This is a genomic window from Salipiger sp. PrR002, from assembly GCF_010500775.1.
Lineage (GTDB): Bacteria > Pseudomonadota > Alphaproteobacteria > Rhodobacterales > Rhodobacteraceae > Salipiger.
In genome coordinates this window covers 20,180-44,902 of the sequence record NZ_JAAGOU010000018.1, presented here as the reverse complement: position 1 = coordinate 44,902, position 24,723 = coordinate 20,180, and the positions used below count along the sequence as shown (strand labels likewise).

Annotated in this window: 24 protein-coding genes; 10 read left to right on the top strand and 14 right to left on the bottom strand. The window is 67.0% G+C overall.

Features of this window, described 5'->3' with window-relative positions; translation table 11 throughout:
* Nucleotides 1–4: 4 nt before the first annotated feature.
* From G0A00_RS17200 to cobS, 5 genes are all read right to left on the bottom strand, one after another.
* The gene (locus G0A00_RS17200) at nt 5–1,783 is read right to left on the bottom strand and encodes an aminopeptidase P family protein (protein ID WP_164183935.1); all 1,779 of its coding nucleotides are present in this window, start codon (nt 1,781–1,783) and stop codon (nt 5–7) included.
* A 212-nt stretch (nt 1,784–1,995) separates the two neighbouring features.
* Nucleotides 1,996–3,873, bottom strand: a complete 1,878-nt coding sequence (cobT, locus tag G0A00_RS17195; RefSeq protein WP_164183937.1) for a cobaltochelatase subunit CobT — start codon at nt 3,871–3,873, stop codon at nt 1,996–1,998.
* 89 nt (nt 3,874–3,962) lie between these two features.
* Nucleotides 3,963–4,328 carry a hypothetical protein gene (locus tag G0A00_RS17190; protein WP_164183938.1) on the bottom strand — a complete coding sequence of 122 codons (366 nt, stop codon included), beginning with the start codon at nt 4,326–4,328 and terminating at the stop codon, nt 3,963–3,965.
* Nucleotides 4,325–5,008, bottom strand: a complete 684-nt coding sequence (locus G0A00_RS17185) for an aspartate/glutamate racemase family protein (RefSeq protein WP_164183972.1) — start codon at nt 5,006–5,008, stop codon at nt 4,325–4,327. The genes G0A00_RS17190 and G0A00_RS17185 overlap by 4 nt, the downstream gene beginning before the upstream one ends.
* Before the next feature lie 150 nt (nt 5,009–5,158).
* Nucleotides 5,159–6,145, bottom strand: coding sequence for a cobaltochelatase subunit CobS (cobS, locus tag G0A00_RS17180; protein WP_066105820.1), 987 nt, complete (start codon nt 6,143–6,145; stop codon nt 5,159–5,161).
* Between the two features lie 234 nt (nt 6,146–6,379).
* Here cobS and G0A00_RS17175 point away from each other — a divergent pair, with 234 nt between their 5' ends.
* The 4 genes from G0A00_RS17175 (at nt 6,380) to msrB (ending at nt 8,906) form a co-directional block, all read left to right on the top strand.
* A complete protein-coding gene (locus tag G0A00_RS17175) occupies nt 6,380–6,883 on the top strand; it encodes a sigma-70 family RNA polymerase sigma factor (RefSeq protein ID WP_164183974.1) in 504 nt (167 codons plus the stop codon).
* Nucleotides 6,880–7,584 carry an anti-sigma factor gene (locus tag G0A00_RS17170; protein ID WP_164183940.1) on the top strand — a complete coding sequence of 235 codons (705 nt, stop codon included), beginning with the start codon at nt 6,880–6,882 and terminating at the stop codon, nt 7,582–7,584. The genes G0A00_RS17175 and G0A00_RS17170 overlap by 4 nt, the downstream gene beginning before the upstream one ends.
* Before the next feature lie 118 nt (nt 7,585–7,702).
* On the top strand, nt 7,703–8,254 hold the full coding sequence (locus tag G0A00_RS17165; RefSeq protein ID WP_164183942.1) for a fasciclin domain-containing protein: 552 nt from the start codon (nt 7,703–7,705) through the stop codon (nt 8,252–8,254).
* 190 nt (nt 8,255–8,444) lie between these two features.
* Complete coding sequence (gene msrB, locus G0A00_RS17160; RefSeq protein WP_164183944.1) at nt 8,445–8,906, top strand: peptide-methionine (R)-S-oxide reductase MsrB; 462 nt, start codon at nt 8,445–8,447, stop codon at nt 8,904–8,906.
* Between the two features lie 291 nt (nt 8,907–9,197).
* On the opposite strand, the gene G0A00_RS17155 is transcribed toward msrB, so the two are convergent.
* A complete protein-coding gene (locus G0A00_RS17155; protein WP_066105832.1) occupies nt 9,198–9,824 on the bottom strand; it encodes a DnaJ domain-containing protein in 627 nt (208 codons plus the stop codon).
* A 72-nt stretch (nt 9,825–9,896) separates the two neighbouring features.
* Here G0A00_RS17155 and G0A00_RS17150 point away from each other — a divergent pair, with 72 nt between their 5' ends.
* On the top strand, nt 9,897–10,154 hold the full coding sequence (locus G0A00_RS17150; RefSeq protein ID WP_066105835.1) for a BolA family transcriptional regulator: 258 nt from the start codon (nt 9,897–9,899) through the stop codon (nt 10,152–10,154).
* Between the two features lie 7 nt (nt 10,155–10,161).
* Here the strand turns inward: G0A00_RS17150 and G0A00_RS17145 are convergent, their stop codons facing one another.
* On the bottom strand, nt 10,162–10,563 hold the full coding sequence (locus G0A00_RS17145) for a DUF4177 domain-containing protein (protein ID WP_164183946.1): 402 nt from the start codon (nt 10,561–10,563) through the stop codon (nt 10,162–10,164).
* A gap of 360 nt (nt 10,564–10,923) precedes the next feature.
* On the bottom strand, nt 10,924–12,090 hold the full coding sequence (locus tag G0A00_RS17140) for a benzoate/H(+) symporter BenE family transporter (protein ID WP_164183948.1): 1,167 nt from the start codon (nt 12,088–12,090) through the stop codon (nt 10,924–10,926).
* Between the two features lie 131 nt (nt 12,091–12,221).
* On the opposite strand from G0A00_RS17140, the gene G0A00_RS17135 reads away from it, so the two are divergent.
* Entirely contained in the window at nt 12,222–12,488 is a 267-nt protein-coding gene (locus G0A00_RS17135) for a DUF6525 family protein (protein WP_164183950.1), read from the top strand.
* A 97-nt stretch (nt 12,489–12,585) separates the two neighbouring features.
* On the opposite strand, the gene G0A00_RS17130 is transcribed toward G0A00_RS17135, so the two are convergent.
* On the bottom strand, nt 12,586–13,155 hold the full coding sequence (locus tag G0A00_RS17130; RefSeq protein WP_164183952.1) for a carboxymuconolactone decarboxylase family protein: 570 nt from the start codon (nt 13,153–13,155) through the stop codon (nt 12,586–12,588).
* Nucleotides 13,156–13,280: 125 nt separating this feature from the next.
* On the opposite strand from G0A00_RS17130, the gene G0A00_RS17125 reads away from it, so the two are divergent.
* From G0A00_RS17125 to G0A00_RS17115, 3 genes are all read left to right on the top strand, one after another.
* Nucleotides 13,281–13,877: a TetR/AcrR family transcriptional regulator gene (locus G0A00_RS17125; protein ID WP_164183954.1), complete on the top strand. Its 597-nt coding sequence runs from the start codon at nt 13,281–13,283 to the stop codon at nt 13,875–13,877.
* A 121-nt stretch (nt 13,878–13,998) separates the two neighbouring features.
* The gene (locus G0A00_RS17120; RefSeq protein ID WP_164183956.1) at nt 13,999–15,612 is read left to right on the top strand and encodes a glucan biosynthesis protein; all 1,614 of its coding nucleotides are present in this window, start codon (nt 13,999–14,001) and stop codon (nt 15,610–15,612) included.
* 57 nt (nt 15,613–15,669) lie between these two features.
* Complete coding sequence (locus G0A00_RS17115; RefSeq protein WP_164183958.1) at nt 15,670–16,551, top strand: serine hydrolase; 882 nt, start codon at nt 15,670–15,672, stop codon at nt 16,549–16,551.
* Nucleotides 16,552–16,624: 73 nt separating this feature from the next.
* On the opposite strand, the gene gatB is transcribed toward G0A00_RS17115, so the two are convergent.
* Nucleotides 16,625–18,139 carry an Asp-tRNA(Asn)/Glu-tRNA(Gln) amidotransferase subunit GatB gene (gene gatB, locus G0A00_RS17110; RefSeq protein ID WP_164183960.1) on the bottom strand — a complete coding sequence of 505 codons (1,515 nt, stop codon included), beginning with the start codon at nt 18,137–18,139 and terminating at the stop codon, nt 16,625–16,627.
* Entirely contained in the window at nt 18,127–19,431 is a 1,305-nt protein-coding gene (locus tag G0A00_RS17105; protein WP_164214217.1) for a hypothetical protein, read from the bottom strand. Before G0A00_RS17105 ends, gatB begins: the two co-directional genes overlap by 13 nt.
* Nucleotides 19,432–19,672: 241 nt before the next feature.
* On the opposite strand from G0A00_RS17105, the gene G0A00_RS17100 reads away from it, so the two are divergent.
* Nucleotides 19,673–20,578, top strand: coding sequence for a lytic transglycosylase domain-containing protein (locus tag G0A00_RS17100; protein WP_224899701.1), 906 nt, complete (start codon nt 19,673–19,675; stop codon nt 20,576–20,578).
* Between the two features lie 130 nt (nt 20,579–20,708).
* On the opposite strand, the gene G0A00_RS17095 is transcribed toward G0A00_RS17100, so the two are convergent.
* From G0A00_RS17095 to G0A00_RS17085, 3 genes are all read right to left on the bottom strand, one after another.
* Entirely contained in the window at nt 20,709–21,449 is a 741-nt protein-coding gene (locus tag G0A00_RS17095; protein WP_164184966.1) for an SDR family oxidoreductase, read from the bottom strand.
* Nucleotides 21,446–23,995, bottom strand: a complete 2,550-nt coding sequence (gene pepN / locus G0A00_RS17090) for an aminopeptidase N (RefSeq protein WP_164184967.1) — start codon at nt 23,993–23,995, stop codon at nt 21,446–21,448. Before pepN ends, G0A00_RS17095 begins: the two co-directional genes overlap by 4 nt.
* Before the next feature lie 311 nt (nt 23,996–24,306).
* Nucleotides 24,307–24,660: a hypothetical protein gene (locus tag G0A00_RS17085; RefSeq protein ID WP_164184969.1), complete on the bottom strand. Its 354-nt coding sequence runs from the start codon at nt 24,658–24,660 to the stop codon at nt 24,307–24,309.
* Between the last annotated feature and the right edge of the window lie 63 nt (nt 24,661–24,723).

The following is a 24,723-nucleotide window of genomic DNA, read 5'->3' as shown; positions in this document are numbered from 1 at the left end:
TGTGTCAAAGCGGCGCGCAGGCCGCTTCGAGCCAGTCCCGCACGGCGCCTGTGACAAGCGGAGCGATGCGTTCGAAAACCTCGGTGTGATAGGCGTTGAGCCAATCGTGTTCCGCGGCGGTCAGCAATCCCGTCTCGATCAGATGCCGGTCGATCGGCACCCAAGTCAGCGTTTCGAAGCGCAGCATAGAGGCCACGCTCTGGCCAGGAAGGGGGGATGCGGGTTCCACCGCGATGAGGTTCTCGATGCGGATACCATAACTTCCTTCCCGATAGAAGCCCGGCTCGTTGGAAAGGATCATCCCCGGCTCCAGCGGCACGGTGCCGGTGCGCGCGATGCGCTGCGGCCCTTCGTGCACCGACAGGTACGAGCCGACACCGTGCCCGGTGCCATGGCCATAGTCGAGCCCCGCTTCCCACAGGTGCACCCGCGCCAGAGCGTCGATGTCCCGCCCGGCCAGCCCCTTCGGGAAGCGCAGCCGCGACAGGCCGATCATCCCCTTGAGCACGCGAGTGAAGGCGGCGCGTTCCTCGTCGCCCACGGTGCCAATGGCCATGGTGCGGGTGATGTCGGTGGTGCCGTCCACATATTGCCCGCCGCTGTCGATCAGCAGCAGCTGGCCCGCCTCGACGGTGCGGTTGGTCTCTTCGGTGACCCGGTAGTGCACGATGGCGCCATTGGGCCCGGCACCCGAGATGGTCTCGAAGGAGATGTCACGCAGCGCGTTGGTGGCGCGGCGTTCCTCTTCGAGCGCTTTGACCGCGTCGATCTCGGTAAACTGCCCGGGGGTCTGGCTGTCGACCCAATGCAGGAAACGCACCATGGCCGCGCCGTCGCGCAGATGCGCCTCGCGCGCGCCCTGCAGTTCAGCGGCATTCTTGCGCGCCTTGGGCAGCAGGCAGGGATCGGCGGCCTCGATGATCTCGCGGCCCTCGAGCGCATCCTGCACCGCAACCGGGCAGCTGGCCGGGTCGATCTGCACCGGGCCTTCCAGCGCCGCCAGCGCATCGGCAAAGGCTTCGGGGTCCTGCACCGCCACCTTGGGGCCGAAGTGATCGCCCAGCCCGCCAAGCTTCTGCGCTGCCATGAAGAGCGTCACGCGCCCGCCCGCGTGCAGGATCGCAAAGCCATGCGGCACCGGGTTGCGCGCCACGTCCGAGCCGCGGATGTTGAGCAGCCACGCCAGACTGTCGGGCAGGGTGATCACGCAGGCCGCTGCCTTGCCGAGACCTGCCGCGAGCCGGGCGATCTTGTCCTCATGCGCCTCGCCCGCCAGATCGACGGGCTGGGCAAAGACCGCACCCATGGGCGGCTCGGGCTGGTCGGCCCAGACCCGGTCCACGAGGTTGTCGCAGCGGCGCAGGGTCACTGCGCCCAGACCGCGCTCCAGCGCGCGCATCTGATCGACCGAGAAGAGCCACGGATCGATCCCGACGGTGCCCCCCTCGGGCAGCGCCTCGGCGATCCATTCCGCGAGGCCGACCTCGGGCCAGTCCACCGGGGTGAATTCCGCTGCGACCTGCGCCTTGACCTGCACGCGGTAGCGCCCGTCGACAAAGACACCGGCCTTCTCCAGCAGCGCCGCGCAATAGCCCGCCGATCCTGTGAAGCCGGTGAGCCAGGCCAGCCGGTCGTCATGCGGCGCGACATATTCGCCCTGATGGGCATCGGCGCGCGGCACCAGAAAGCCGCTGAGCCCTTCGCGCGCCAGTTCGCTGCGCAGCGCCGCCAGCCGCGGCGGGCCCTGCTCGGGGGATGCGCTCTGCTCGAAAGTCTGGAACATGCGGCGGTCTCCTGAAGTCTTGTGCGGAAAAGAAATGAGGGGCGCTGCCCCTCGTCGTCATCGCGCTTGCGCCGATGGCGCAAACTGGCGCGCCAGCTGGCCAATTCACCCCGGGATATTTGCACCAAGAGGAAGCGGCACGCGCGCATCTTCGTCTAGACGTAAATATCCCGGGGAGCCCGAGGGGCTGGCCCCTCGGCCTTGGTACGGGCTCAGCCCGCGCGCTTGATGCCCATAACGCGCGCCCGGGCGCGCGGGTCGGAATCGAAGAGCGCCGCAAGCTGCTCGGTCATCGCGCCGGCCAGCTGTTCGACGTCGGTGATGGTCACCGCGCGCTCGTAATAGCGCGTCACGTCGTGGCCGATACCGATGGCCAGCAGCTCGACCTGCTTCTTGCGCTCGACCATGGCGATCACGTCGCGCAGGTGCTTCTCGAGGTAATTGGCCGGGTTCACCGAGAGCGTGGAATCATCCACCGGGGCACCGTCGGAGATCACCATGAGGATCTTGCGGGCCTCGGGGCGATGCGCCATGCGGCGGTGCGCCCATTCCAGCGCCTCGCCGTCGATGTTCTCTTTCAGCAGGCCTTCCTTCATCATCAGCCCGAGGTTGTCGCGCACCCGGCGCCATGGCGCGTCGGCGCTCTTGTAGATGATGTGGCGCAGGTCGTTGAGGCGTCCGGGCTGCTGCTCGCGGCCTTCGTTGAGCCATTTCTCGCGCGCCAGTCCGCCCTTCCACGCGCGGGTGGTAAAGCCGAGGATCTCGACCTTGACCGAGCAGCGCTCCAGCGTGCGCGCCAGCACGTCGGCGCAGATCGCGGCGATGGAGATCGGGCGCCCGCGCATCGAGCCCGAGTTGTCGAGCAGCAGCGTCACCACCGTGTCGCGGAACTCCATGTCCTTCTCGACCTTGAACGACAGCGGCGTGGTGGGGTTGGCGACGACGCGGGCGAGGCGGCCCGCATCCAGCACGCCCTCTTCCTTGTCGAACTCCCACGAGCGGTTCTGCTGTGCCTGCAGGCGGCGCTGCAGCTTGTTGGCCAGCCGCGAGACCGCGCCCTTCAGCGGCTCGAGCTGCTGATCGAGATAGGCGCGCAGCCGTTCCAGCTCCTGCGCCTCGGCCAACTCCTCGGCGGGGATTTCCTCGTCGTGGGTGGAATCAAAGACCTTGTACTCGGGGTCGGCCTCGGAGACCGGCGCCGGGGCGGGGGGCTCCATCGGGGCCTCGCCCTCGGGCATCTCGGCTTCTTCGCCAAGCTCCTGATCGGCCATCTCATCGGCGGACACCTGAGCCTGGCTCTGGTCCTGCGTCTGTTCCTGCGACTGCTCGGGCGAGGCTTCGGCCTCGTCGTCGTCCTGATCGTCCTGACCGGTGCTGTCGGGCTGCTGCTCTTCGTCCGAGCCGGGGTCAGCCTCGTCCTCGGCCTCATCGTCCAGCTGATCGGGATCCTCGCCGAGCTGGTCGCCATAGCCGAGATCGGTGATCACACGGCGGGCGAAGCGGGCAAAGGCCGCCTGATCCGACAGCGTTTCCTGCAGGTCTTCGAGCGTGCCGCCAGCCTGTTCCTCGATGAAGCCGCGCCACAGTTCCATGACGTGGGCGGCATCTTTCGGCAGGTCGCGCCCGGTGGCGAGATGGCGGATGAGATAGCCCGCGGCGACCGGCAGCGGCGCCTCCGAGGCTTGAGTGATCTGGCCATAGCCGCGGCGCGCCGCCTCATGGCCGATCTTGGCGTCGATATTGCCTGCGGTGCCGGGCATGTCGCGGGCGCCCATGGCCTCGCAGCGGGCGGTTTCCATCGCCTCGTAAAGCTCGCGCGCGATGTCGCCCGGCGGGGCATAGCGAGCGTGGGTCGCGCCATCGTGGTAGCGGCGGTAGAGCGCCAGCGCGTCGGCGGTGCCGCGTGCCAGCAGCACCTCGTCCCGGCTCATCCGGCGCGACACCTGCGGCAGGCGCATGATGTCGCCGGAGACGCCCGAAGGGTCGACGGAATAGTTCACCGAAAGCTCGGGGTCGTCGGCCATGACCTTGGTGGCCTCGGCCAGCGCCTTCTTGAACGGATCTGCGGGGTTGTCGGTGTCGCGTGCCATGGGCACAGGTTTCGCGCCGGAGCGGGGAATTGGCAAGAGGGAAGGCGCGCGGAGCGCGCATCTTTCGCGCGCGCCCCGAAGCCGGAGGGTCAGCTGCCGCCCTGCAGCCCGGCACAGGCGGCGGCGCGGCGCTCGAAAAGCGCGGCGCTCTGCTGATCGCCCTTCAGCACCGAACGATAAAGCAGCCGCGCATCGGGCAGATCTTCGACGATGACCTCGCGCAGCGTGCTGCGTGACAGACCCGCCGCGCGCGCCTGCGCCGCGAAGTCTCCGGCAAGCGCTTCGGTGGCCGGCGCAGTGCCGGCAAAGGCCGGATGGTCGCTGGCCTCCAGCGCGGCGCCCTGCCAGAGCGCGGCGCAACGGGCGGCGGCCTCGCCTTGGGCAAGCGCGCCGGTGGTCGGCTGGGCGAGGGCAGGGGCGGCACTCAGCAGAAGAATCGCAAGGATTGGTTTCACAGCGCGTCCCTCCCGGTGGCGAGGCGCGCGAGCAGATCCACATGCACGTCGAGCGCATCAATCACCCGGTAGCCCGGATCGCGCGTGCCGTCGAAGGCGAGCCCAAGATCGGTGCCCGCCAGAACGATGGCCTCGGCGCCCTGTTCCTCGACCATGCGGCGGCCCGCGTCGAAGAACAGCTGCCGGTCGGCCTCGCTGCAACGCCCCATCACGGCCATGTCCTGATAGCGCTGGCCCAGCATCTCGGTCTCGGCGTCCAGCGCCACCGCTTCGGTGCGCGCCAGCTGACCGTAGAGCCGCGTGCGCATCACCACCCGCGTGCCCAGAAGCCCGACGCGCGACAGCCCCTCGGCGGCAAAGAACGCGTCCAGCGGCGCCACGGCAGAGACCAGCGGCAGCGGCGACAGCGCCCGCGTCTCGTCAAAGCAGAAATGCCCGCCGAGCGAGGTGATCGCGGCGCAATCGCAGCCAGCGTCCGCCAGCCGCCGCAGCAGCCGCGCATAGCTGTGGGCCTGCGCGGCGCGGTCGTCGGCAAGATTGTTGCGGATCAGTTCCGCCACATCCGCATGCACGATGGTTAATTCCAGCGGCTCGCCCATGGCGGCGACGGCGGCGGTCAGCCGCTGATAATAGACCAGCGTGGCGGCCACGCCGATGCCGCCGATCAGCCCGATATGCAGAGGTTTCCCCATGTTCTCCTCCCCTCGTCAAAAGGGCGCGGACCGAGATCGATCCGCGCCCCTGAAACTTCCTCTTGGCTCAAATATCCCGGGGGAGTCCGCGCAGCGGACGGGGGCAGAGCCCCCGCTCTCCGGGATCGCCGCCCGGCCTTACGCCAGCGACAGCGAGGCGGCGCTTTCCGGCAGTTCCTCGTCAAAGCAGCGCTGGTAGAACTCGGCCACGGTCTGGCGCTCGAGCTCGTCGCATTTGTTGAGGAACGACAGGCGGAAGGCATAGCCCACGTCGCGGAAGATCTCGGCGTTGGCGGCCCATGCGATCACCGTACGCGGCGACATCACGGTCGACAGCTCGCCGTTCATGAAGGCGCGGCGGGTGAAGTCGGCCACGGTGACCATCTGGCGGATGGTCTTGCGGCCCTTCTCGTTGTTGTAATGCGGCGCCTTGCTCAGCACGATGTTCACCTCGGCGTCGATGCTGAGGTAGTTCAGCGTCGCCACGAGGCTCCAGCGGTCCATCTGGCCTTGGTTGATCTGCTGGGTGCCGTGATAGAGGCCGGTGGTATCACCAAGGCCAACGGTGTTGGCGGTGGCGAAGATGCGGAAATATTTGTGCGGCGTGATCACCTGGTTCTGGTCCAGAAGGGTGAGCTTGCCGTCGGTCTCCAGCACGCGCTGGATCACAAACATCACGTCGGCGCGGCCCGCGTCATATTCGTCAAAGACGATGGCGGTGGGGTTGCGCAGCGCCCAGGGCAGGATGCCTTCCTGGAACTGGGTGACCTGCTTGCCGTCAACCAGCTTGATCGCGTCCTTGCCGATGAGGTCGATCCGGGAGATGTGGCTGTCGAGGTTGACGCGCACGCAGGGCCAGTTGAGGCGGGCGGCGACCTGTTCGATGTGGGTCGACTTGCCGGTGCCGTGGTAGCCCTGAATCATCACGCGGCGGTTGTTGCGGAAACCCGCGAGGATCGCCAGCGTGGTGTCGGGGTCGAACTTATAGGTGCTGTCGACGTCGGGAACGCGGTCGCTGTTCTCGGGGAAGCCGTGCACCACCATGTCGGTGTCGATGCCGAACACCTCGCGGACCGAAATCTCCTCGGTGGGTTTCGCATTGATGTCGATCGTGCCATCCGCCATGGTTCTGCCCTTGTCCGGTCGTTAAGAAAACTTGCGCACCGTCGTGCCCCATATCGATGGCAAGGGCAAGGGGGCGGCGCGGGCTTTGCGCACCGCCATGAAAATGCCCTGCGATAGTGTTTGCGTGGGCGGCACTCGGCGCATTAGGCTGCCCGGGATACCAAAAGCAGACAGGCATGTTTCTTGGCGAGTTCTCCGCATCCTGACATCGAGGATCTGATCGCGCGCGTGGCGATGGCCGACCGGGCCGCATTTGCTGCGCTTTACGAGCGGACCTCGGCGAAACTCTTCGGGGTCTGTCTGCGTGTCTTGCAGGACAGGGCGCAAGCTGAAGAGGCGCTGCAGGACACCTACGTGAAGATCTGGACACATGCCGGCAAGTATCGGGTCAACGGGTATTCTCCGATGACTTGGCTGATCACCCTGGCGCGCAATTCCGCTGTCGACCGTCGCCGCCGCCGCGATGCGGGCAAGCCGGTCGAGCCCATCGAGATAGACGAACGTCTGGCCGATCCCGGTCCCGGTCCGGCCCAGCAGGCCGAGGCGCGGGCCGAGGCGCAGGCGCTGGCCCTGTGCATGGGAGAACTGCCGCCGGATCGCGCCGAGATGGTGCGCCGCGCCTATCTCGAGGGCGCAACCTATGCTGAGCTTTCCGAGGCCACCGGAGTGAAGCTCAACACCGTAAGAACATGGCTGCGCCGCAGCCTGATGAGCCTGAGGGAGTGCCTGAGCCGATGACCGGGCCGCAGCAACAGGATCTGCCGGGAGGTGCCGAAGCCTCTGCGGCGGAATACGTCCTCGGGCTTTTGCCCGAGGCCGAGCTGCGCGGTTTCGAAACTCAGTTGGCGCGGGATCCCGACCTGCAGCAGGACGTGGCCACTTGGCGCGAATATTTCGCCGCGCTCACCGATCCGATCACCGAAGAGACGCCGCGGGCCGAGATCTTCCGCCTGATCGAGGCGCGGCTCTATGGCGCGGCCAAGCCCGCGCCGCGCGGGCTCTGGCGGCAATTGATGCCCTATGTGCTAGGGGCGGTGGCCGCGGCGGCGATTGCATGGACGGCGATGGTCTCGGGTCTTTTGACCATCGGCGAGCCCGAGCCGCATCTTTATGCCGATCTGGTGGCGGGCGAGCAGGGGCTGCAGCTTCTGGCGCATTACGCGCCCGACAGTGGCACCTTCATGGTGCGGCGCGATGCGGGCGATTACCCGGCGGACCGCAGCCTCGAGGTCTGGCTGCTGTCCGATGCCGAGCAGGCGCCGGTGTCAATTGGTCTGGTGGATCGCGAAGGGCTGACCGAGATTCCGCTCGCCTCAGAGATCGCGGTGCAGCTTGCCGGGGCCACCATCGCCCTCTCCGAAGAGCCCGCGGGCGGCTCTCCCACCGGGCTGCCCACGGGGCCGGTGATTGCGCTGGGGCAATTGGCGCCGCGCGGCTGACAGGGACGCTATTTGGGCGGCTCACGCCGACGTTATCCGAAACTCCGAAACTCTTGCGCGCATTGCTGCGTGGCTTCTTCCGACCCCGACCAAAAGGGGCTTGAGGAGGAGGAAAGAGATGACGAGTAAGATTTTTGCAGCCGCCCTGATCGCCCTGCCGCTGGCGGGGGCTGCGGTCGCCGCCGAGAACCCGATGGTCGGCGGCGCCGCCATGTATCCCGACAAGACGATTGTCGAGAACGCGGTCAACTCTGCGGATCATGAAACGCTGGTGGCCGCGGTGAAACAGGCCGGACTGGTGGACACGCTGAATTCCGCAGGGCCGTTCACCGTCTTCGCGCCGACCGACGCGGCTTTCGACAAGATCTCGGACGAGAGCCTGTCGCAGCTGATGATGGATGAACACAAAGAGCAACTGGCCAAGATCCTGACCTGCCATGTGGTCGCCACCAACGCGCTGTCCGACGCGATCGCCGGAATGATCGCCGATGACGGCGGTATGCATCCGGTGCCCACGGTGGGCGGCTGCACGCTGCAGGCCAAGATGGAGGGCGGCACGATCACCCTGACCGACGAGCAGGGCCGGACCGCCAATGTCACAATCGCGGATGTGCGCCAGTCCAACGGCGTCATCCATGTCATCGACCGGGTGCTTCTGCCGGCGATGTAAAGAGATCCCGTTCGGTTGCCAGCCCCACCGCGAAAGCGGGGCGGCCGGGCGGGGGCCGCGCTGCCGCGGAGCGGAATTGTGTGAGTATCTACGTTTCCGTATCCGCCTCCCCGGCGGCGCGTTGCTCCCGGCTTGACCTCGGTCGGGCCGGGAGCGCATGTTTCGGGGCAGGAGGAGAAGGAGGAGACCCATGCGACGCAGGGGATTTCTGGCCGTGCTCGCCGCCGTAATGGGCGTCGGGCAGGCGGGGCGCGCCGGCGCGGGCTTTGAGGTGTCGCGCAGCGCCGACGATTGGCGCGCGCGGCTCAGCGATGCCGAATACCGGGTGATGCGCGAGGCCGGGACCGAGCGGGCCTATAGCTCGCCGCTGAACAACGAACGGCGGGCGGGCACCTATTTGTGCAAGGGCTGCGATCTGCCGCTCTACAGTTCCAAGACCAAATTCAACAGCGGCACCGGCTGGCCCAGCTTCTATGAGGCGCTGCCCGGCGCGATCGGCACCCAGCGTGACCGCTCGCTCTTCATGACGCGCACCGAATGCCACTGTAGCCGCTGCGGCTCGCATCTGGGCCATGTGTTCGACGACGGGCCGCCGCCGACGGGCAAGCGCCACTGCATCAACGGCATTGCGCTGCGTTTCCGCGCTGGCTGAGATGATCGGGAGAGAGGAGTGGGCCTGCACGACCGGGGGAGGGACATGCAGGCCCTTTGGTGGTACGTGTGTGCCCACGACAGGGAGCTCGGGCCACAGTGCGCCAGCGTGTAAATTCCGCTGGCATCTAAAGCGTGACACAACCCTAAGCTTATTGTCAAACGAAACACACCAATAAGTTGTTAAAACTTTCCGTTACGGCAAGCTGCCACTTTTGCGGGCGTCACACCAAAGAAAAACACCCTCCGAAGCAGGCTTCGAAGGGTGCTGTTCTGAGGAACTGCCGCCGCCTTACTTGAAGTTGCGGCTTTCCTTGATCTGGTCCCACGCCCAGACGACTTCCTGCAGCTGCTCTTCCTGAGAGCGATCGCCGCCGTTCATGTCGGGGTGCAGCACTTTGATCAGCTTCTTGTACGCCTTGCGCACTTCGGCCTTGGTCTCGGCGGTCTCGACCTCGAGGATCTCCAGCGCGCGCTTCTCGGTCGGGGGCAGACGGCGGCCACCGCCCGGAGCCTTGCGGCCGGGGTTGCGGGTGGCGTTGTCGCCCAGCACCTGATGCGCGTCCTCAATGCCAAGCCGCGCCCATGCGCGTTGCTCGGGGTCGCGGTAATCCTTGGTCCTGCGCTCCCACACCTTGTCGGCGCTCTGCTGCGCGTTCATCTCGGCTTCGGTCTTGCCGTCGAAGAACGACCATTTCTGATTGTACTCGCGCACGTGGTCCTTGCAGAACCAGTAGAATTCATCAAGCACGTCCGGTGCCTTCGGAGCGCGGAACTTGCCCGGCTCCTGACAGCCCTCGTGTTCGCACACGCGGGTGGAGGTTTCCTGTTCGCCGGTCATGCCACGCCGGCCACGCGGGTTCTTCTTCTTGGCCGACTTAATCGACATGTCGAAACCGAAGGGGTCGGGTCTGCTCATGGTCTCACCTTTTCGACTCGGACGAGGGAGTTTAGACAATCCTGACCGAACTTGAAGAGGCAGGAGCCAAAAATGTCGCGAGCGAAACTGATCGAGAGCCGGTTGCAGGATGCGTTCGATCCGGCCGAGCTGGAGGTCCTGGACGAAAGCCAGAAACACGTGGGTCATAGTGGCTATCAAGAGGGCGGCGAAAGCCATTTCCACGTGCGGATGCGGGCTGCCGAACTCGGCGGAATGACGCGCATCCAGCGCCACCGCGCCGTGCATGCCGCGCTTGGCGAAGACCTCGTGGCGGCGATCCATGCGCTGTCGCTGGATCTGCAGGGCTGAGGCGGGTTTAGCTGGCGCGGTCGGGGTCGCGGTCGTCGTTGCCGGGCACCGGCGTCAGCTTCTCCTCTGCCGTAGCGGGAGGCGTGATGGGGGTCACCACCGGGCCGCCAATCCCAGCAACCGGCGCAGTATCTGGCGCAGCCTCGTGCTGAACGGCGACGCTCTGCGGCGCTGCCGGAACCGGGCGCGAGAACACCAGCACCGTGCGCCAGACGGTCTGGCTTGACGTCAGGCCGCTGCGTTCTTCGCTCGGCAGGGTGTCGGCGCGGATGTACTCCCAGCCCTGTTCGGCCATCTCGTTGAGCAGCCGGCTCATGGCCGCGGCAAATTTCGCCTCGGCACCTTTGATGGCCTTGGCCTTCTCTCCCTTCGTGGGGGCCGGGATCACCTTGTATTCGTGGGTCATCATCGCGGCTCGATCCCTCTTAACAAACGTTAACCAATCTCCCCCAAGGGGTAAGGCGCGCGGGCCTGCAAGTAAAGGCCAGTGGGATTTGTTCGAGGCGGCATTGGGGGCCGGGGGCTTCGCGCCGGGGCGGCAAAAAAATTGCCGGGAGCAGGTTGCCCTGCATCCCGGCGGCGTCATGAAACTCGGGTTGGAAAAGCCCGAAACGAATAAATTGATCCCGCGACCCCGATAAATGCTGGGAACGGAGAGGGCGGCTCACGGTCCACCAACACACAATCCAGCTAGAGCGGCGAAAAGCCCTGACCAGAGGGAAAAGTCATTTACAACTCAGGGGTGTGGCTGGCTCTCGCAGGCGTCCTGTCAGCGCCGCTTCGGCAGGCGAACCGCCAACACGATGCCGCCCAGCACCAGCCCCCAGACCGCCGCGCCAAGCCCCCAGAGCGTGATCCCCGAGGCGGTGGCGAGGAAGGTCACGGCGGCGGCCTCGCGGCTTTCCTCGGCCTGCAGCGCGCCCTGTGCCGAGGTGGCAAAGACCGGCAGCAGCGCGACGCCCGCCAGCACCTGCAGCGTCATGGCGGGGGCAAGCGCGGCCACGGCGGTGACCGCCACGGCGAAGAGGCCGAAGATGGCATAGAACACCCCCGCCATCACCGCCGACCAGTAGCGCCGCGCGGGGTCGGGGTGGCTGTCGGCGTTCGAGCACATGCTGGCGGTGATCGCCGCGAGGCAGGTGGCGGGGTTGCCGAAGGGAGCGGTCAGCAGCGAAATGCCGCCAACGCCCGCCAACAGCGGACCCGGCGGCGGCGTGTAGCCAAAGCTGCGCAGCACCGCCACCGCCGGAATGTTCTGCGTGGCCATGGTGACGATGAAAAGCGGCAGGCCAAGCCCCAGCACCGCCTCGAGCGAGAACACCGGGGTGACCCAGACCGGATGGCTCAGCCACGGCCCGCTCATCGGCAGCGAGAAATCATGCGCCCAAAGGGTGACGCCAAGCGCGGCCAGCACGGCGGCCGGCACCGCGAGGATGCGCTTGATGCGACCGACGAGGAACCAGCTGAGCAGGATCGGCAGGGCCACCTCGGGCGCATCCACCAGCGCGCGGAAGGGGGCCATGCAAAGACCCGCCAGAACACCGGCAAGCATCGCCTGCGCCAGCGCGGTGGGAACCGAGGTCACCAGCCGCGCCAGCGCGGGCCAGAGCCCGGCGAGCGCGATCAGCCCGCCCGCGACGATGAAGGCGGCCACGGCCCCCGGAAACCCGTCAGCCAGCGGCTGCGATGCTGCCAAGAGCGCCACGGCAGGCGTCGACCATGCACAGGAGATCGGCTCGCGCCGCCACCACGCCAGCACGATGCCCGCGATGGCCATGGCGAGCGCGGCTGCGGCGAGGCCAGCGCCTGCCTGATCGGGCGTCGCCCCCATGGCGATCAGCCCCTGCAGCACGATGGGGAAGGAACTGAACACCCCGACGATCGCCACCATAGCCCCGGTCGTCACGTTCTGCAGGTCGGGTCCGGGTCGGCGCATGAGGGGATCCTTACGTTGGGGCGTTAATCGCCCATAGGCAGAGCGCCGGGGAAGTGCAAGCCGTGGCGGCTTGCGGGAGCATAGGGTCACGCGATAAGGTACGTTATAACATATCGTAATGAGGTTTGTGCATGGCACGTCAGCATTTAGGAAATCTCGGTGCCCCGGCCAATCGCCGCCGCGAGGGCGATCCGATGTCGGCCTTTGACCGTCTGCCGCCGGATCTGCGCGCGTGGCTGTGTACGGCGGCACTGCCATGGTCGCCGCGTTCGGCGCTGCGGGCGTGGCGCAGGGCGCTGCAGGAAACGGGCTGCGCCGAGGCGGCGGCGGCACGGCTCACCGCCATCGAGGCCGGGCAATTGGCGCGGCAGGCGCCGCGCGTATGGGGCGCCTCGTAGGGACGCGCGTTGGGGAGCCCCTTGGGGTCTTGGGGCGGGGACAAAGAGATCGGGCGCGCCAAGCTGGCGCGCCCGTTTGCTTGCGCAGGAGGAAGGTTTAGGCTTCCGCCTCTGCCTTTTTCTCCCACGCGAATTTTTGCATCACCGCGTCCACCGGCGTCTCGGCGAGGTGGTTGGTGTAATTCGACATCACCTTCTGCGCCACGCCAAGGATCACTTCGAGGATCTGCTGGCGGGTGAAGCCTGCCTGCAGAAACGCCTCGACCTGCGCCGCGCTCAAATCGCCGCGCTGGCGCACCATTTGCAGCGTGAAGTTCCGCAGCGCTTCGAGCCGCGCATTGGGCAGGGGCGTCTCGTCGCGCAGCGCCTCGGTGATCGCGTCATCCACCTTCATCATCTTGGCGATGCCGGTGTGGGCGGGCACGCAGTAATGGCACTCATGCTCGACGTTGATCGTCTGCCAGACCACGGTGATCTCATCCTTGTCGAAGCTGGTGGCCTCGCCAAAGAGCCGGTGCAGATGCTTGTAGCCGTCGAGCAGCGCCGGGGCTTCGGCCATCACCGCGTGCAGACCGGGCACCCGGCCAAAGCTGCGGTTCGAATCCTCGAGCAAGGGACGGCTGGCTTCGGGGGCGCTTTCGAGCGTGTGGATGGTGAAGTCGGTCATGGGGGTTCCTCCGATTCTTGAGCGATTGCTCAAATTGTTGCGGAAGGCTTAGCTTTACCTGAGCGATCACTCAAGATATATTTTGAGCAATCACTCAAGTGAGCGGAAAGGAGCGCGCCCGCGCAATGGCAAGACAGGCACGGCATGACCGGCAAGAGGTGCTGGAGAAGGCGCTCGCGCTGTTCTGGGCAAAGGGCTATCACGCCACCTCCCTGAAGGATCTCGAGGCGGCGCTCGATATGCGGCCGGGCTCGATCTACGCGGCTTTCGGGTCGAAAGAGGCGCTCTTTGCCGAGGCACTGCGGCTTTATGCGCAAAGCTCGAAGGCGCAGTTTCAGGACATGATGGCGCGCGGCCCGACGCCGCTTGCGGCGCTGGCGGGGCATGTGCGCAGCCTCGGCTGTCCCGAGGCGCGGCAGGCTCCGTCGCGCGCTTGCATGCTGGTCAAAACGCTGCTGGAAACGCCCGACGATGATCCGGGGCTGCGGGCCGAGACCGAGGATCTGATGCGCCGCATGGAGGCAGCATTCGCCGAGGTTTACCGTGATGCGCAGCGGGTGGGGCAACTGCCCGCCGGGGCCGATCCCGAGCGGCTGGCGAGCCGCCTGCAGGCCGAGATTTTTGGCCTGCGTGCCTATGCGCAGCGCACCGACTCGCAGGCGCGTGTGGCGCAGCTGGCCGAGGACATCGCCGGAGATATCGAGGCGTTGGCAACAGGCTGAACAATCGGGCAAAATGGCGGCGCCATCGGCGAAGCCTCGCCCATCTTGACGCTGGGTAATTGCTGCTGCGCAGAAAAGTGCCAAATAAGCGGTCAAAGACATGCAGTTTCCGGAGCCTCCTATGTCCGATGACACTCTCGATCGCCGCGCCTTCCTCGCATCCGCCCTCGGTGCGGGGGCCTTTTGCCTCCTGCCGGAACTGGCCCGCGCACAGGGCGACGCCATCGCATCGGGCATCCCGCTGGGGCCGCCCGAGAGCTTCAGCTTCGAGCGGCTGAAGGAACTGGCGGGCAATCTGGCGAAAGAGAGTTTCACCCCGATGGCGGTGCCCGACCGCGAGATCCTGCAGCAGATCGACTATGACGCCCATGGCGCGATCAGCTTCCGCAAGGAAAAGGCGCTTTGGGCCGATCAGGGCAACGCGCAGCCGGTGCGCTTCTTCTTCCCGGGCCGCTATTTCCCCGAGCCGGTGCACGTATATGCGCTGGAAAACGGCACCGCGCGCGAGGTGCCGTTCTCGCGCGATCTCTTCGACATTCCGGTCGGCAACCCGGCCAACCGGCTGGAAAAGACCGAAGGTTTCGCCGGCTTTGCTGTGCAGGACCCCAAAGAGCGGCTCGACTGGATGGCCTTCCTCGGCGCGTCCTACTGGCGCACGGCGGGCTATTCGGGGCAGTTCGGCCTGTCGGTGCGCGGGCTGGCGATGGATACGGCGATCCCCGATGGCCCCGAAGAGTTCCCGCGCTTCACCCGCTTCTGGCTGGAGCAGGGCGAGGATGGCGCGCTGACCACCTATGCGCTGCTGGAAAGCCCGCGCGCCACGGGCGCCTATCGCATCGCCTCGCGCCGGGACAACGGGGTAATCCAAGACGTCTCTGCCGAGGTCTTCCTGCGCGGCGATGTAGAGCGGCTGGGGCTGGCGCCGCTGACCTCGATGTATTGGTACGGCAAGCCCGACCGCCATATCGCCGCCGACTGGCGCCCCGAGGTGCATGACAGCGACGGGCTGGAGATTCATCTGGGCAATGGCGAGCGCATCTGGCGGCCCTTGGGCAACCCGCCGCGGGTGATGGCCAACAGCTTTGGCACCACCGACCCCGCGGGCTTTGGGCTGATGCAGCGCGAGCGGGAGTTCGAGCAATATCAGGATGATGGCGTGTTCTACGAGCGCCGCGCCTCGGCATGGGTGGCGCCCAAGGCCGGATGGGGCGAGGGCGCGGTGACGCTCATTGAGTTGCCCACCGACGACGAGATCCACGACAATATCGTCGCCTTCTGGACCCCCTCCGAGGCGGCGGTGGCGGGCGGCTCGTTCAGCTTCGAGTACCAGCTGACATGGCTCGAGGATTGCCCGGTGCCGCCGCGCAGCGCGCGCTTCCGCGCCGTGCGGATCGGACGTGGCGGCATTCCCGGCCAGCCGCGCCCGGCGGACACGGTCAAGATCGTCTGCGATTTCGAGCCCATGGGCATGGAGGGCATCGAGCGCGGCCCCGAAACCCTGCCGGTGGTCAGTGCCTCGCGCGGCGAGATCTCGGGCGAGGCGGCCTATCAGGTGGTCGATGCCGAGAACTGGCGCGCGATGTTCGACCTCGATTTCTCGGCGCTGGAAGAGGGCGACGACGAGCCCATCGACATGCGGGTCTACGTGGCGCATGAGGGCGAGGCAAAGACCGAGACAATGATCCTGCAACTCTTCCCCAGCCAGTTGCGCGCGCTTCTCGCGGCCACCGGCTGAGGCGAGCTTGCGATGCGCCCAACCCGCGCTAGGTGACTGGGTAAGGAGGGCGAAACGATGGATGCGTTTTGGATCACCGCGCAGGGCTCTGGCAGCGAGGGCGTGCCGGAGCGCGTGTTTCCCTACTGGAGCTTCACCAAGACCGTTCTGGCGATCTGCGCCCTAAGGCTGGCTGAGGATGGCGAGCTCGATCTCGACGCGCAGGTCAACGACGCACCCTGCACCCTGCGCCAGCTTCTGGATCACAGCGGCGGGCTGCCCGATTACGGCCCGCTGCCCGCCTACCGCCACGCGGTCGCGGCGGACGAGGAGCCGTGGCCTACCGAGACCCTGTTTCGCCGCACCATGGCGCAGGGCGTGCGCTTCGCGCCGGGACAGGGCTGGGCCTATTCCAACCTCGGCTACATGCTGGCCCGGCAGCACATCGAGACGGTCTCGGGGCAGCGGTTCGGAGCGCTCATCCGGGACATGATCGCCGCGCCACTTGGGCTGCGGGGCTGCAGGCTGGCCGAAAGCCGCGAGGATTTTGCGCAGGTTCATTGGCCCGCCGCGCGGCGCTACCATCCGGGCTGGGTCTACCACGGCTGCCTCATCGGGACCGCCGAGGATGCCGCGCTGATCCTGCATGCGCTGTTCGACGGGCGCCTTCTGTCAGCGCAAAGCCTGACGCAGATGCTCGACCGGCACGAGCTTGGCGGCGCGCTGGAGGGGCGGCCCTGGACACTATGCGGCTATGGCCTTGGGCTGATGACCGGAGAGGTGGGCGCAGCAGGGCGCGCTTCGGGGCATTCGGGCGCCGGGCCGTTCAGCGTCAACGCCGTGTATCACTTCCCCGATCTGCCGCGCCCCGTCACGGTGGCGAGCTTCACCGATGGCCATGACGAGGGCGTTGCCGAGTTTGACGCGCTGCGCATCGCGCTGCGCGAGGGCGGGGCCTGAGCGGCTCGAGGCGCACAGCAAAGAAAAAGGCCGCCCAAGCGGGCGGCCTTTCGTGTCTCAGTGAGCGGGTCTGTCAGAGGCCCAGCTTCGCGGCGACGATATCGTTCACCGCCTTGGGGTTGGCCTTGCCGCCGGTGGATTTCATCACCTGACCGACGAACCAGCCCGCGAGCTTGGGGTTCTGCTTGGCCTTTTCGACCTGTGCCGGGTTGGCCGCGATCACCTCGTCCACCGCGGTTTCGATCGCGCCGGTGTCGGTGACCTGCTTGAGGCACTTTGCCTCGACGATCTGCGCCGGGTCACCGCCTTCGGTGTAGAGGATCTCGAAGACGTCCTTGCCGATCTTGCCCGAGATGTCGCCCTTTTTGATCAGTGCGATGATCCCCGCAAGCTGCGCCGGCGAGACCGGGCTCTCGGTGATGTCATGGCCCTCTTTCTTGAGGCGGCCAAACAGCTCGTTGATCACCCAGTTGGCGGCCAGCTTGCCGTCGTTGCAGGCGGTGACCACCTCTTCGAAATAGGCCGAGTTCACCACTTCCGCGGTCAGCACGCCCGCGTCGTATTCCGACAGGCCGAAGTCCTTGACGAAACGTGCCTTCTTCTCGTCGGGCAGTTCCGGCAGCGAGGCGGCGATATCATCCACCCAGCCCTGCTCGATCTCGAGCGGCAGCAGATCGGGGTCGGGGAAGTAGCGGTAGTCATGCGCCTCTTCCTTCGAGCGCATGGACCGCGTCTCGCCCTTGTCCGGATCGTAAAGACGGGTCTCCTGATCCACCGAGCCGCCGTTTTCGAGGATCGCGATCTGGCGCTTCGCCTCGTAGTCGATGGCCTGCTGGATAAAGCGCATGGAGTTCATGTTCTTGATCTCGCAGCGCGTGCCGAGGTGGCTGAAGTCCTGCGTTTCCTGATACTTCTCGTATTGGCCGGGACGGCAGACCGAGACGTTCACGTCAGCGCGCAGGTTGCCGTTTTGCATGTTGCCATCACAGGTGCCGAGATAGCGCAGGATCTGGCGCAGCTTCACCACATAGGCCGCCGCTTCCTCGGGGCCGCGGATGTCGGGGCGGCTGACGATCTCCATCAGCGCCACGCCGGTGCGGTTGAGGTCGACGAAGGACATCGACGGGTCCATGTCGTGGATCGACTTGCCCGCGTCCTGCTCGACGTGGATGCGCTCGATGCGCACTTTGCGCGCGATGCCCGGCTCCATGTCGACGATGACTTCGCCTTCGCCCACCAGCGGGTGGTAGAGCTGCGAAATCTGATAGCCCTGCGGCAGGTCGGGGTAGAAGTAGTTCTTGCGGTCGAAGGCGGATTTCAGGTTGATCTCGGCCTTCAGACCCAGCCCGGTGCGCACGGCCTGCTCGATGCAATACTCGTTGATCACCGGCAGCATGCCGGGCATTGCCGCGTCCACGAAGGCCACGTTCGAGTTCGGCTCGGCACCGAATTGGGTGGAGGCGCCGGAGAACAGCTTTGCCTCGGTGGAAATCTGGGCGTGAATCTCCATCCCGATCACCAACTCCCAATCGTATTTGGCGCCGGCAATGACCTTGGGTTTGGGGGGCTCGAAGCTCAGGTCAAGCATGGGGGGTCCTCGTCTCTCAGGTTGCGACGGGGATACGCCAGAGCGGGACAGGGGGCAAGGGTGCAGGCGCCGCCCGGTGCGGGCTGCAGGCGGATGCCGGTTTCGGTGAAGATCACGCTGCGCCCGCGCGCCACCTCGTCGGCGAAATATTCGGCCAAAGCCGAACGGGCGCGGCTGGTGCCAAGCCGTAGGGCGGCGGCCGGATCGGCACAGCCGGGCAGGGGGCGGGCAGCGGTCCAGATCTCGGGGTGCACTTCGCGCAGGTGGTCCTGTACGATCCAGTCGAAACAGCCGGTGATCCGGGCGCGCGCCGAAGCGGGCGGCGCGTCCCCGGAAAGCGCGAGGCCGCAATAGGCGGCAAGCTTGTTGGCCATGTGCTGGCCCGGGCGCGCCTCGATGATGTCGTGCAGCGCGGCGACGAAATACTCGGCCTCCACATGCGCAAAGCCCGCGGGCTGCTGTGCAAGCACATCCCACCACATCCACGCATAGGCCCCGCTGCCCCAATGCGCGGCGGTCAGCATGGCCATGCGCCGCGCCGCCCGGTCGAGCGCGGGCCAAGAGCCGAAACGGGCCGGAGACAGGTCGACCCCATAGGCGCGCAGATGCGCCGGGCAGTCGGGCTCGGTGGCGACAAGCGCCTCATATTCGGCGGCGAGCCGCGCTTCGGGGCCGGGCATCAGTTCGATCACGCGGCAGCGCGCCGCCGCCAGCGCTGCCGAGCCCAGCCTGCGCGGATCATGCGGGCGCAGGGTCATGAGCGCGGCCTCTAGGTGCTCCAGCGCGGCGGCGGACCGCGCGGCATCGGGCTCCGCGGCCCCCGGCGCCCCGCGGAAAAGCGCCGCGACCGCTAGCTGCGCGCTGGCGAGCAGCAGTGCGCGCCATGGCGCCTCGACCGTCGGGCCAAGGGCGGCGGCCCAATTGCGCAGCACCCGATGCGCGGCCTCGCTGTCACCTGAGCCGGTGGCGCGCCGGGCACAGGATATCGTGTCGGCAAAGGCCCCCTCGCAAAGCAGCCGCGCCACGGGCATGCCAGCGGGGGTGCGCTCGTGCCCGAGGTCGGCGGCGCGCAGCATCTCTGTGAGGTCGTCCCAGCGCTCTTGCCGGGCGAGGCGGCTGGCCTGCTGGCGGTAGGTGCCCCGCGCCTGCGTCTCTGGCGCGGGGCTGCGCAGGGGGAAATCAATCGCCAGCGGCGGAGTCGAGGCCATACCCTCAGAGACCGAATGGCCGCCCGTCGCATCGGCGTCCCGCTGCGGCGCGCGCCCTGCCAAAGTGCCCAGCCGTGCGAGCATCCGGGGCGGCGGGAGAGGGTGTCTGGGGCGAGAAGGATCATGGCGCATGATCTAAAAACTGCCGAGGGATTCGGGCGGAACGGCGGCGGACCTCCGCTGACGCAATGGCGAATTGTTCGAAATTTAAGGAGTGTTGCGGGGCCGCTGTAGGCAAGAATCCTTCGGAGATTCAACCATTTCCCGGCGCGATCGGCGATCCGCCGCCCATCGGTGGCGCTAAGGGTTGTCGGAAATGTCCGGGATGGGCAAGTTTCGCCTCATGCTGAACCGTTTCATTCCAGCCCTTGCGGCGCTCATGATTGTGCCATCGATCGGATCGGTGGCGCAGGCCAACACGGGCCCTTCGTCCGTCGCTCAGGCCGCGCTCGCGGTCGCGGCGCCCACGATGCCCCGGGTCTCGCCCCATGCGATGCCCGACGCTCCGGAATCGCTTCAGGCGGTGTCTGTGTCGCGGCGCCCGCTGGCGCGCCGTGTGGCCATCCCAAAGGCCCGCTGGGGAACCTCCGGTGGTCGCAGCACATGGTCGCTGGCGGTGCTTTCGTCGCTGCGCGGCCCGGCCAATGCGCTCCCCGACGTGGTGCCCGCGGATATCGACACGTGGTGCCCGGCCTATGAAAGCGGCTCGCGCGAGCAGCGCGAGGCATTCTGGCTCGGTCTCGTCTCGTCGCTGGTCAAGCACGAGAGCACCTTCCGTCCCACCGCAGTTGGCGGCGGCGGCAAGTGGATCGGCCTGATGCAAATCCTGCCGTCGACCGCGCGCCTTTACGGCTGCCAAGCCACCAACGTCGAGGCGCTGAAGAACCCGCGGGCCAACCTCGCGTGCGGCTTGCGCATCATGGCGCGCACCGTGGCGCGTGACGGCGTTGTCAGCCAGAACATGCGCGGCGTGGCCGCCGACTGGGGTCCGTTCCACTCGCGCAAAAAGCGCGAAGACATGATCGCATGGACCCGCGCACAATCCTATTGCACCGGCATGGGCCGCTCGCTGCGCCCGGTCGAGCGTCCGGTCAGCCTGCTGCCCGGCATCATGGCGGCGAACGAGCCGGGTCCGGCCACCAGCCCGCTGGAGCATTCGCGCTCGCTCGACGCCAGCTATGCGCATGCGTTCTTCTCGACGCAGGGCCGCCTGCTCGAAGACGACAAGTGATCTGCTGAAGATCGTTTCAGAATAAAAACGGGCGGAGCCAGAAATGGTTCCGCCCGTTTTTCATTCCGCGTTCAGTCCGTGATCGCACCGCCCGAAGGATCAGGGGCAGAGGATCAGGGGGCAGGGCGCCTCAGCGCCCGCCGCCCACGTCGAGGATGCTGCGCGTGACATAGCCCGCGCGGTCCGACAGCAGCCACAGGATGCTCTCGGCAACCTCTGTGGCGGTTCCGGCGCGGCCCAGCGGCGGGGTATGGCCGATGCGCGCAAGCCGGTCGGGCTCGCCGCCCTTGGCGTGGATGTCGGTTTCGATCAGGCCCGGACGCACGGCGTTCACCCGGATGCCCTCGGGAGCCAGCTCATCCGCCAGCCCCAGCGTGAACGTGTCGATGGCGCCCTTGCTGGCAGCATAGTCCATGTACTGCCGCGCCGAGCCCAGACGCGCGGCCACCGAGCTGACGTTGACGACGCCGCCGCCCGCGTGAGCCCGCATGTAGGCCACCGCCTGCCGCGCCACCTCGATGGCCCCAAAGACATTCACCTCGAAGACCCGGCGCACCCGGTCCGGCGTCAGATCGGCGAGCGCGCCGGTGGGCGCGACGATCCCGGCGTTGTTGACCAGATCGAGCGGCCCCGGCGTCAGCGCGGTCAGCTCGGCGAACAGCTGCGCCACTTGCGCATGGTCCGAGACATCGGCGCCGACCACATGCGCCTCGGCACCCGCTGCTCGCACTTCCTCTGCGACACGCTCGGCCCCGGCCTTGTCGCGCCCGTAGTGTACCACGACGCGCTCCCAGCCACGGGCGGGGGCGAGGCGGCAGCAGGCCGCCCCGATGCCGGCGCTGCCGCCAGTGACCAGCAGCAGGCGGCTCATGACAGCAGCCGCGTGACCATTTCGGTCACGTCCCGCGACAGGCCCGGCTTGGCGGCGATGCGCTCGAGCTGCGCCTTCATCAGACCCCGGCGCGTCTCGTCATAGCGCTTCCACGTCTGGAAGGCCGAGCACATGCGCGCCGTGGTCTGCGGGTTCTTCTCGTCGAGCTTGATCAGCCAGTCGGCGAGCAGCTGGTAGCCCGCGCCGTCGATGCGGTGGAACCCGGCGTGGTTCATCGCCAGCGCGCCCATCACCGCGCGGAAGCGGTTGGGGTTCTTCATGTCGAAGTCGGGATCCTCGGTCAGCGCCTTGGCGCGGTCGGCGGTCTCCGAGGGGCCAGAGGCCGCGACCTGCAGGCCGAACCATTTGTCCATCACCAGCCGGTCGCCGTTCCACTGGGCGCGGAACTTCGCAAGCGCGTCCTCGCCCGCGCCCGCCTGCACGAGGCAGGCCAGCGCCGAAAGCTGCAGCGTCATATTGTCGGCACTCTCGAACTGCGCCTTGGCAGCCTCGCCGCCATCAAGACGGGAGGTCAGCGCCAGAACGGCGGAGCCAAGCGCGCGCTTGCCGGATTGCTCGGCGTCGGGCTGGTAGGGCTCGGTGACCTTGGCCTCTTCGGCAAGCTGCGGCAGCAGTTTCGACCAGCGCTCTGCGCGGGTTTTCTTCAGCGTCTCGGTGGCGGTCCAGATCGCATCGGGATCGGGGGTGACGCCGCGCTGGTGCAGCACCTGCGCCAGTTCCGATTGCGTCGGCAGCCCCAGCATCAGCGCGCGATAGGCCGGGTCGAGCGCGCTGTCGCGGATCACCGCCTCGAGCCCGTCGAGCCATGCGGTGTCGGGCTCTGCGCCCTCGGTGATCATCGCCACGAGGCATTCGCGCGCCAGATCGCGGCTCGCTTCCCAGCGGTTGAACGTGTCGGTGTCATGCGCCAGCAGGAAGGCGCGCTCTTCCTTGGAGGTCTCACGCTCCAGCACCACGGGGGCCGAAAAGCCGCGCAGGATCGAGGGCACGGGCTTGGCCGAAAGCCCCTCGAAGGTAAAGCTCTGCTCCGCCTCGGTCAGTTCCAGCACTTTGGTCGGCAGCGCCTCGTCGCCGTTGGGCGAGAGCAGGCCCACGGCCACCGGGATCACCTGCGGCGCCTTGTCGGGCTGGCCGGGGGTGGGCGGCGTGTGCTGCTTGAGGGTCAGCGTGTAGGTGCCATTCTCGAAGGCCTCGGAGACCGCCACATGCGGCGTGCCTGCCTGCGAATACCAGCGCTTGAACTGCGTCAGATCGCGCCCGGTGGCATCCTCGAAGACCTTCAGCCAGTCCTCGATGGTGGCGGCATCCCCATCGTGCCGCTCGAAGTAGAGGTCGAGCGCCTTGGCATAGGCCTCGTCGCCGACCAGCGTCTTGAGCATGCCGATGACTTCCGCGCCCTTTTCGTAGACGGTGGCGGTGTAGAAGTTGTTGATCTCCTGAAAGCTCTCGGGGCGTACCGGGTGCGAGAGCGGGCCCTGATCCTCGGGGAACTGGCGGCCGCGCAGGTCGATCACGTCAGAGATCCGCTTGACCTCGGCGCTGCGCATATCAGAGGTGAACTGCGCGTCGCGGAACACCGTCAGACCTTCTTTCAGGCACAGTTGGAACCAGTCGCGGCAGGTGATGCGGTTGCCGGTCCAATTGTGGAAATACTCATGCGCGATGATCGCCTCGATGCGCTCGAAGTTGGCGTCGGTCGAGGTTTCGGGCGAGGCGAGCACGGCGGAGGAGTTGAAGATGTTCAGCCCCTTGTTCTCCATCGCGCCCATGTTGAAATCATCCACGGCGACGATGTTGAAGATGTCGAGGTCGTACTCGCGGCCATAGACCTCCTCGTCCCATTTCATCGACTTCTTCAGCGCCTCCATGCCGAAGGCGCATTTGCCCTCGTCGCCGGGGCGCACCCAGAGGTTCAGTTCGACCTCGCGGCCCGACATGGTGGTGAAGGCGCCGGGGTGGTTGACCAGATCACCGGCCACCAGCGCGAACAAATAGGCGGGCTTCGGCCACGGATCGTGCCATTCGGCCCAGCCGTCGCCCTGACCCTGCGGGTTGCCGTTCGACAGTTTGACCGTCTCATCGCCCTCGATGCGCACGGTGAAGACCGACATCACGTCGGGGCGGTCGGGGTAGAAGGTGATCTTGCGAAAGCCCTCGGCCTCGCATTGGGTGCAATACATGCCGTTCGACATATAGAGCCCTTCGAGGGCGAAATTCTCCACCGGGGCGATCTCGACCTCGGCCTCCCAGATGAACGCGCCCTCGGGCACGGCGCAGGTGAGGCCGGTCTCGGTGATCTCGGGGCTCACCGGCGCGCCGTCGATGGCAAAGGAGATCGGCTTGAGCTGCTCGCCATGCAGAAAGAAATCCTGCTGCGGCGCGTCGGGGTTGGGCGCAAAGCGGATGCGCGAGCGGACGCGGGTCGCCGAGGGCGCAAGCACGAAGGTCAGATGCACCTCTTCGGCGGTCCAGCCGAACGGGGTGTAATCCTTGAGGTAGATGGTCTGGGGGCTTGCGTCCTTCATGGGCGTCTCCTGGCCTATTGGGGTGGAGGGCTTTGGCCGCGCCGGAACCGGCGCGTCAGCGGGACGTTATGCCCATGAGAGAGGCGCGGCAACCGCCCGCCTCGCGGAAAGTCCGGATGGCACGCCGGATCTCGGCCGGCCCTGTTCCCTCGGGCCGGCCGGGCCGCTCTGGACGAACCGCAGGCAGCAATACCGCCCGTCAGCGACGGGCCGAGGTTTGTGACGAGTGATCGCCGCCGTGGGTCCCCCCCTTCGGCGGCTTTTTCACGCGTATCGGTCTGGTGTTGGGCCGAAGCCGCGGCGCGCGCCGGTCACTCGCAGCGGGTGATACCGTTGGCGTCGGTGGTGCAGGTCTGATTGCCGCGGCGCATGGTGCTGGGCGGGCGCTTGTTGCTGATGGTGCCGCCCCGGTCGACGGTGGGATCGCCGGGGGCAATGAAATAGCCGCCGCCGGTGTTGTCGCGCACGATGCCGTTCTTGTCGGTGGTCTGCGGCGCCGTGCGATGCTCGCGGGTGATGCCCAGATGATCGGTCGAAAAGGTCGACGGTCCGGGGCAGCGTGTGATGCCATTCTTGTCGGCAACGCAGCCCTTGATCTGCGCGGCAAGCGGCGCGGGCAGGGCGGCGCCCGCGATCAGGGCGAGGGCAATCAGCGACGGCTTCACAATGCGGCTCCCGGTGATGGGCGGGCGCTCAGACGCGCCCGCTCTCTATAATATAGGTGCCGC

Excerpts from the sequence above, each read along its gene's own strand:
- G0A00_RS17135 (WP_164183950.1), top strand. The coding sequence starts at position 12,222 with ATGGCACGTCAGCATTTAGGAAATCTCGGTGCCCCGGCCAATCGCCGC.
- G0A00_RS17145 (WP_164183946.1), bottom strand. The coding sequence starts at position 10,563 with ATGATGACCCACGAATACAAGGTGATCCCGGCCCCCACGAAGGGAGAG.
- G0A00_RS17130 (WP_164183952.1), bottom strand. The coding sequence starts at position 13,155 with ATGACCGACTTCACCATCCACACGCTCGAAAGCGCCCCCGAAGCCAGC.
- G0A00_RS17165 (WP_164183942.1), top strand. The coding sequence starts at position 7,703 with ATGACGAGTAAGATTTTTGCAGCCGCCCTGATCGCCCTGCCGCTGGCG.
- G0A00_RS17125 (WP_164183954.1), top strand. The coding sequence starts at position 13,281 with ATGGCAAGACAGGCACGGCATGACCGGCAAGAGGTGCTGGAGAAGGCG.
- msrB (WP_164183944.1), top strand. The coding sequence starts at position 8,445 with ATGCGACGCAGGGGATTTCTGGCCGTGCTCGCCGCCGTAATGGGCGTC.
- G0A00_RS17115 (WP_164183958.1), top strand. The coding sequence starts at position 15,670 with ATGGATGCGTTTTGGATCACCGCGCAGGGCTCTGGCAGCGAGGGCGTG.
- G0A00_RS17105 (WP_164214217.1), bottom strand. The coding sequence starts at position 19,431 with ATGCTCGCACGGCTGGGCACTTTGGCAGGGCGCGCGCCGCAGCGGGAC.
- G0A00_RS17095 (WP_164184966.1), bottom strand. The coding sequence starts at position 21,449 with ATGAGCCGCCTGCTGCTGGTCACTGGCGGCAGCGCCGGCATCGGGGCG.
- G0A00_RS17100 (WP_224899701.1), top strand. The coding sequence starts at position 19,673 with ATGGGCAAGTTTCGCCTCATGCTGAACCGTTTCATTCCAGCCCTTGCG.
- gatB (WP_164183960.1), bottom strand. The coding sequence starts at position 18,139 with ATGCTTGACCTGAGCTTCGAGCCCCCCAAACCCAAGGTCATTGCCGGC.
- G0A00_RS17155 (WP_066105832.1), bottom strand. The coding sequence starts at position 9,824 with ATGAGCAGACCCGACCCCTTCGGTTTCGACATGTCGATTAAGTCGGCC.
- G0A00_RS17200 (WP_164183935.1), bottom strand. The coding sequence starts at position 1,783 with ATGTTCCAGACTTTCGAGCAGAGCGCATCCCCCGAGCAGGGCCCGCCG.
- pepN (WP_164184967.1), bottom strand. The coding sequence starts at position 23,995 with ATGAAGGACGCAAGCCCCCAGACCATCTACCTCAAGGATTACACCCCG.
- G0A00_RS17170 (WP_164183940.1), top strand. The coding sequence starts at position 6,880 with ATGACCGGGCCGCAGCAACAGGATCTGCCGGGAGGTGCCGAAGCCTCT.
- G0A00_RS17175 (WP_164183974.1), top strand. The coding sequence starts at position 6,380 with ATGGCCGACCGGGCCGCATTTGCTGCGCTTTACGAGCGGACCTCGGCG.
- G0A00_RS17150 (WP_066105835.1), top strand. The coding sequence starts at position 9,897 with ATGTCGCGAGCGAAACTGATCGAGAGCCGGTTGCAGGATGCGTTCGAT.
- cobS (WP_066105820.1), bottom strand. The coding sequence starts at position 6,145 with ATGGCGGATGGCACGATCGACATCAATGCGAAACCCACCGAGGAGATT.
- G0A00_RS17140 (WP_164183948.1), bottom strand. The coding sequence starts at position 12,090 with ATGCGCCGACCCGGACCCGACCTGCAGAACGTGACGACCGGGGCTATG.
- cobT (WP_164183937.1), bottom strand. The coding sequence starts at position 3,873 with ATGGCACGCGACACCGACAACCCCGCAGATCCGTTCAAGAAGGCGCTG.
- G0A00_RS17120 (WP_164183956.1), top strand. The coding sequence starts at position 13,999 with ATGTCCGATGACACTCTCGATCGCCGCGCCTTCCTCGCATCCGCCCTC.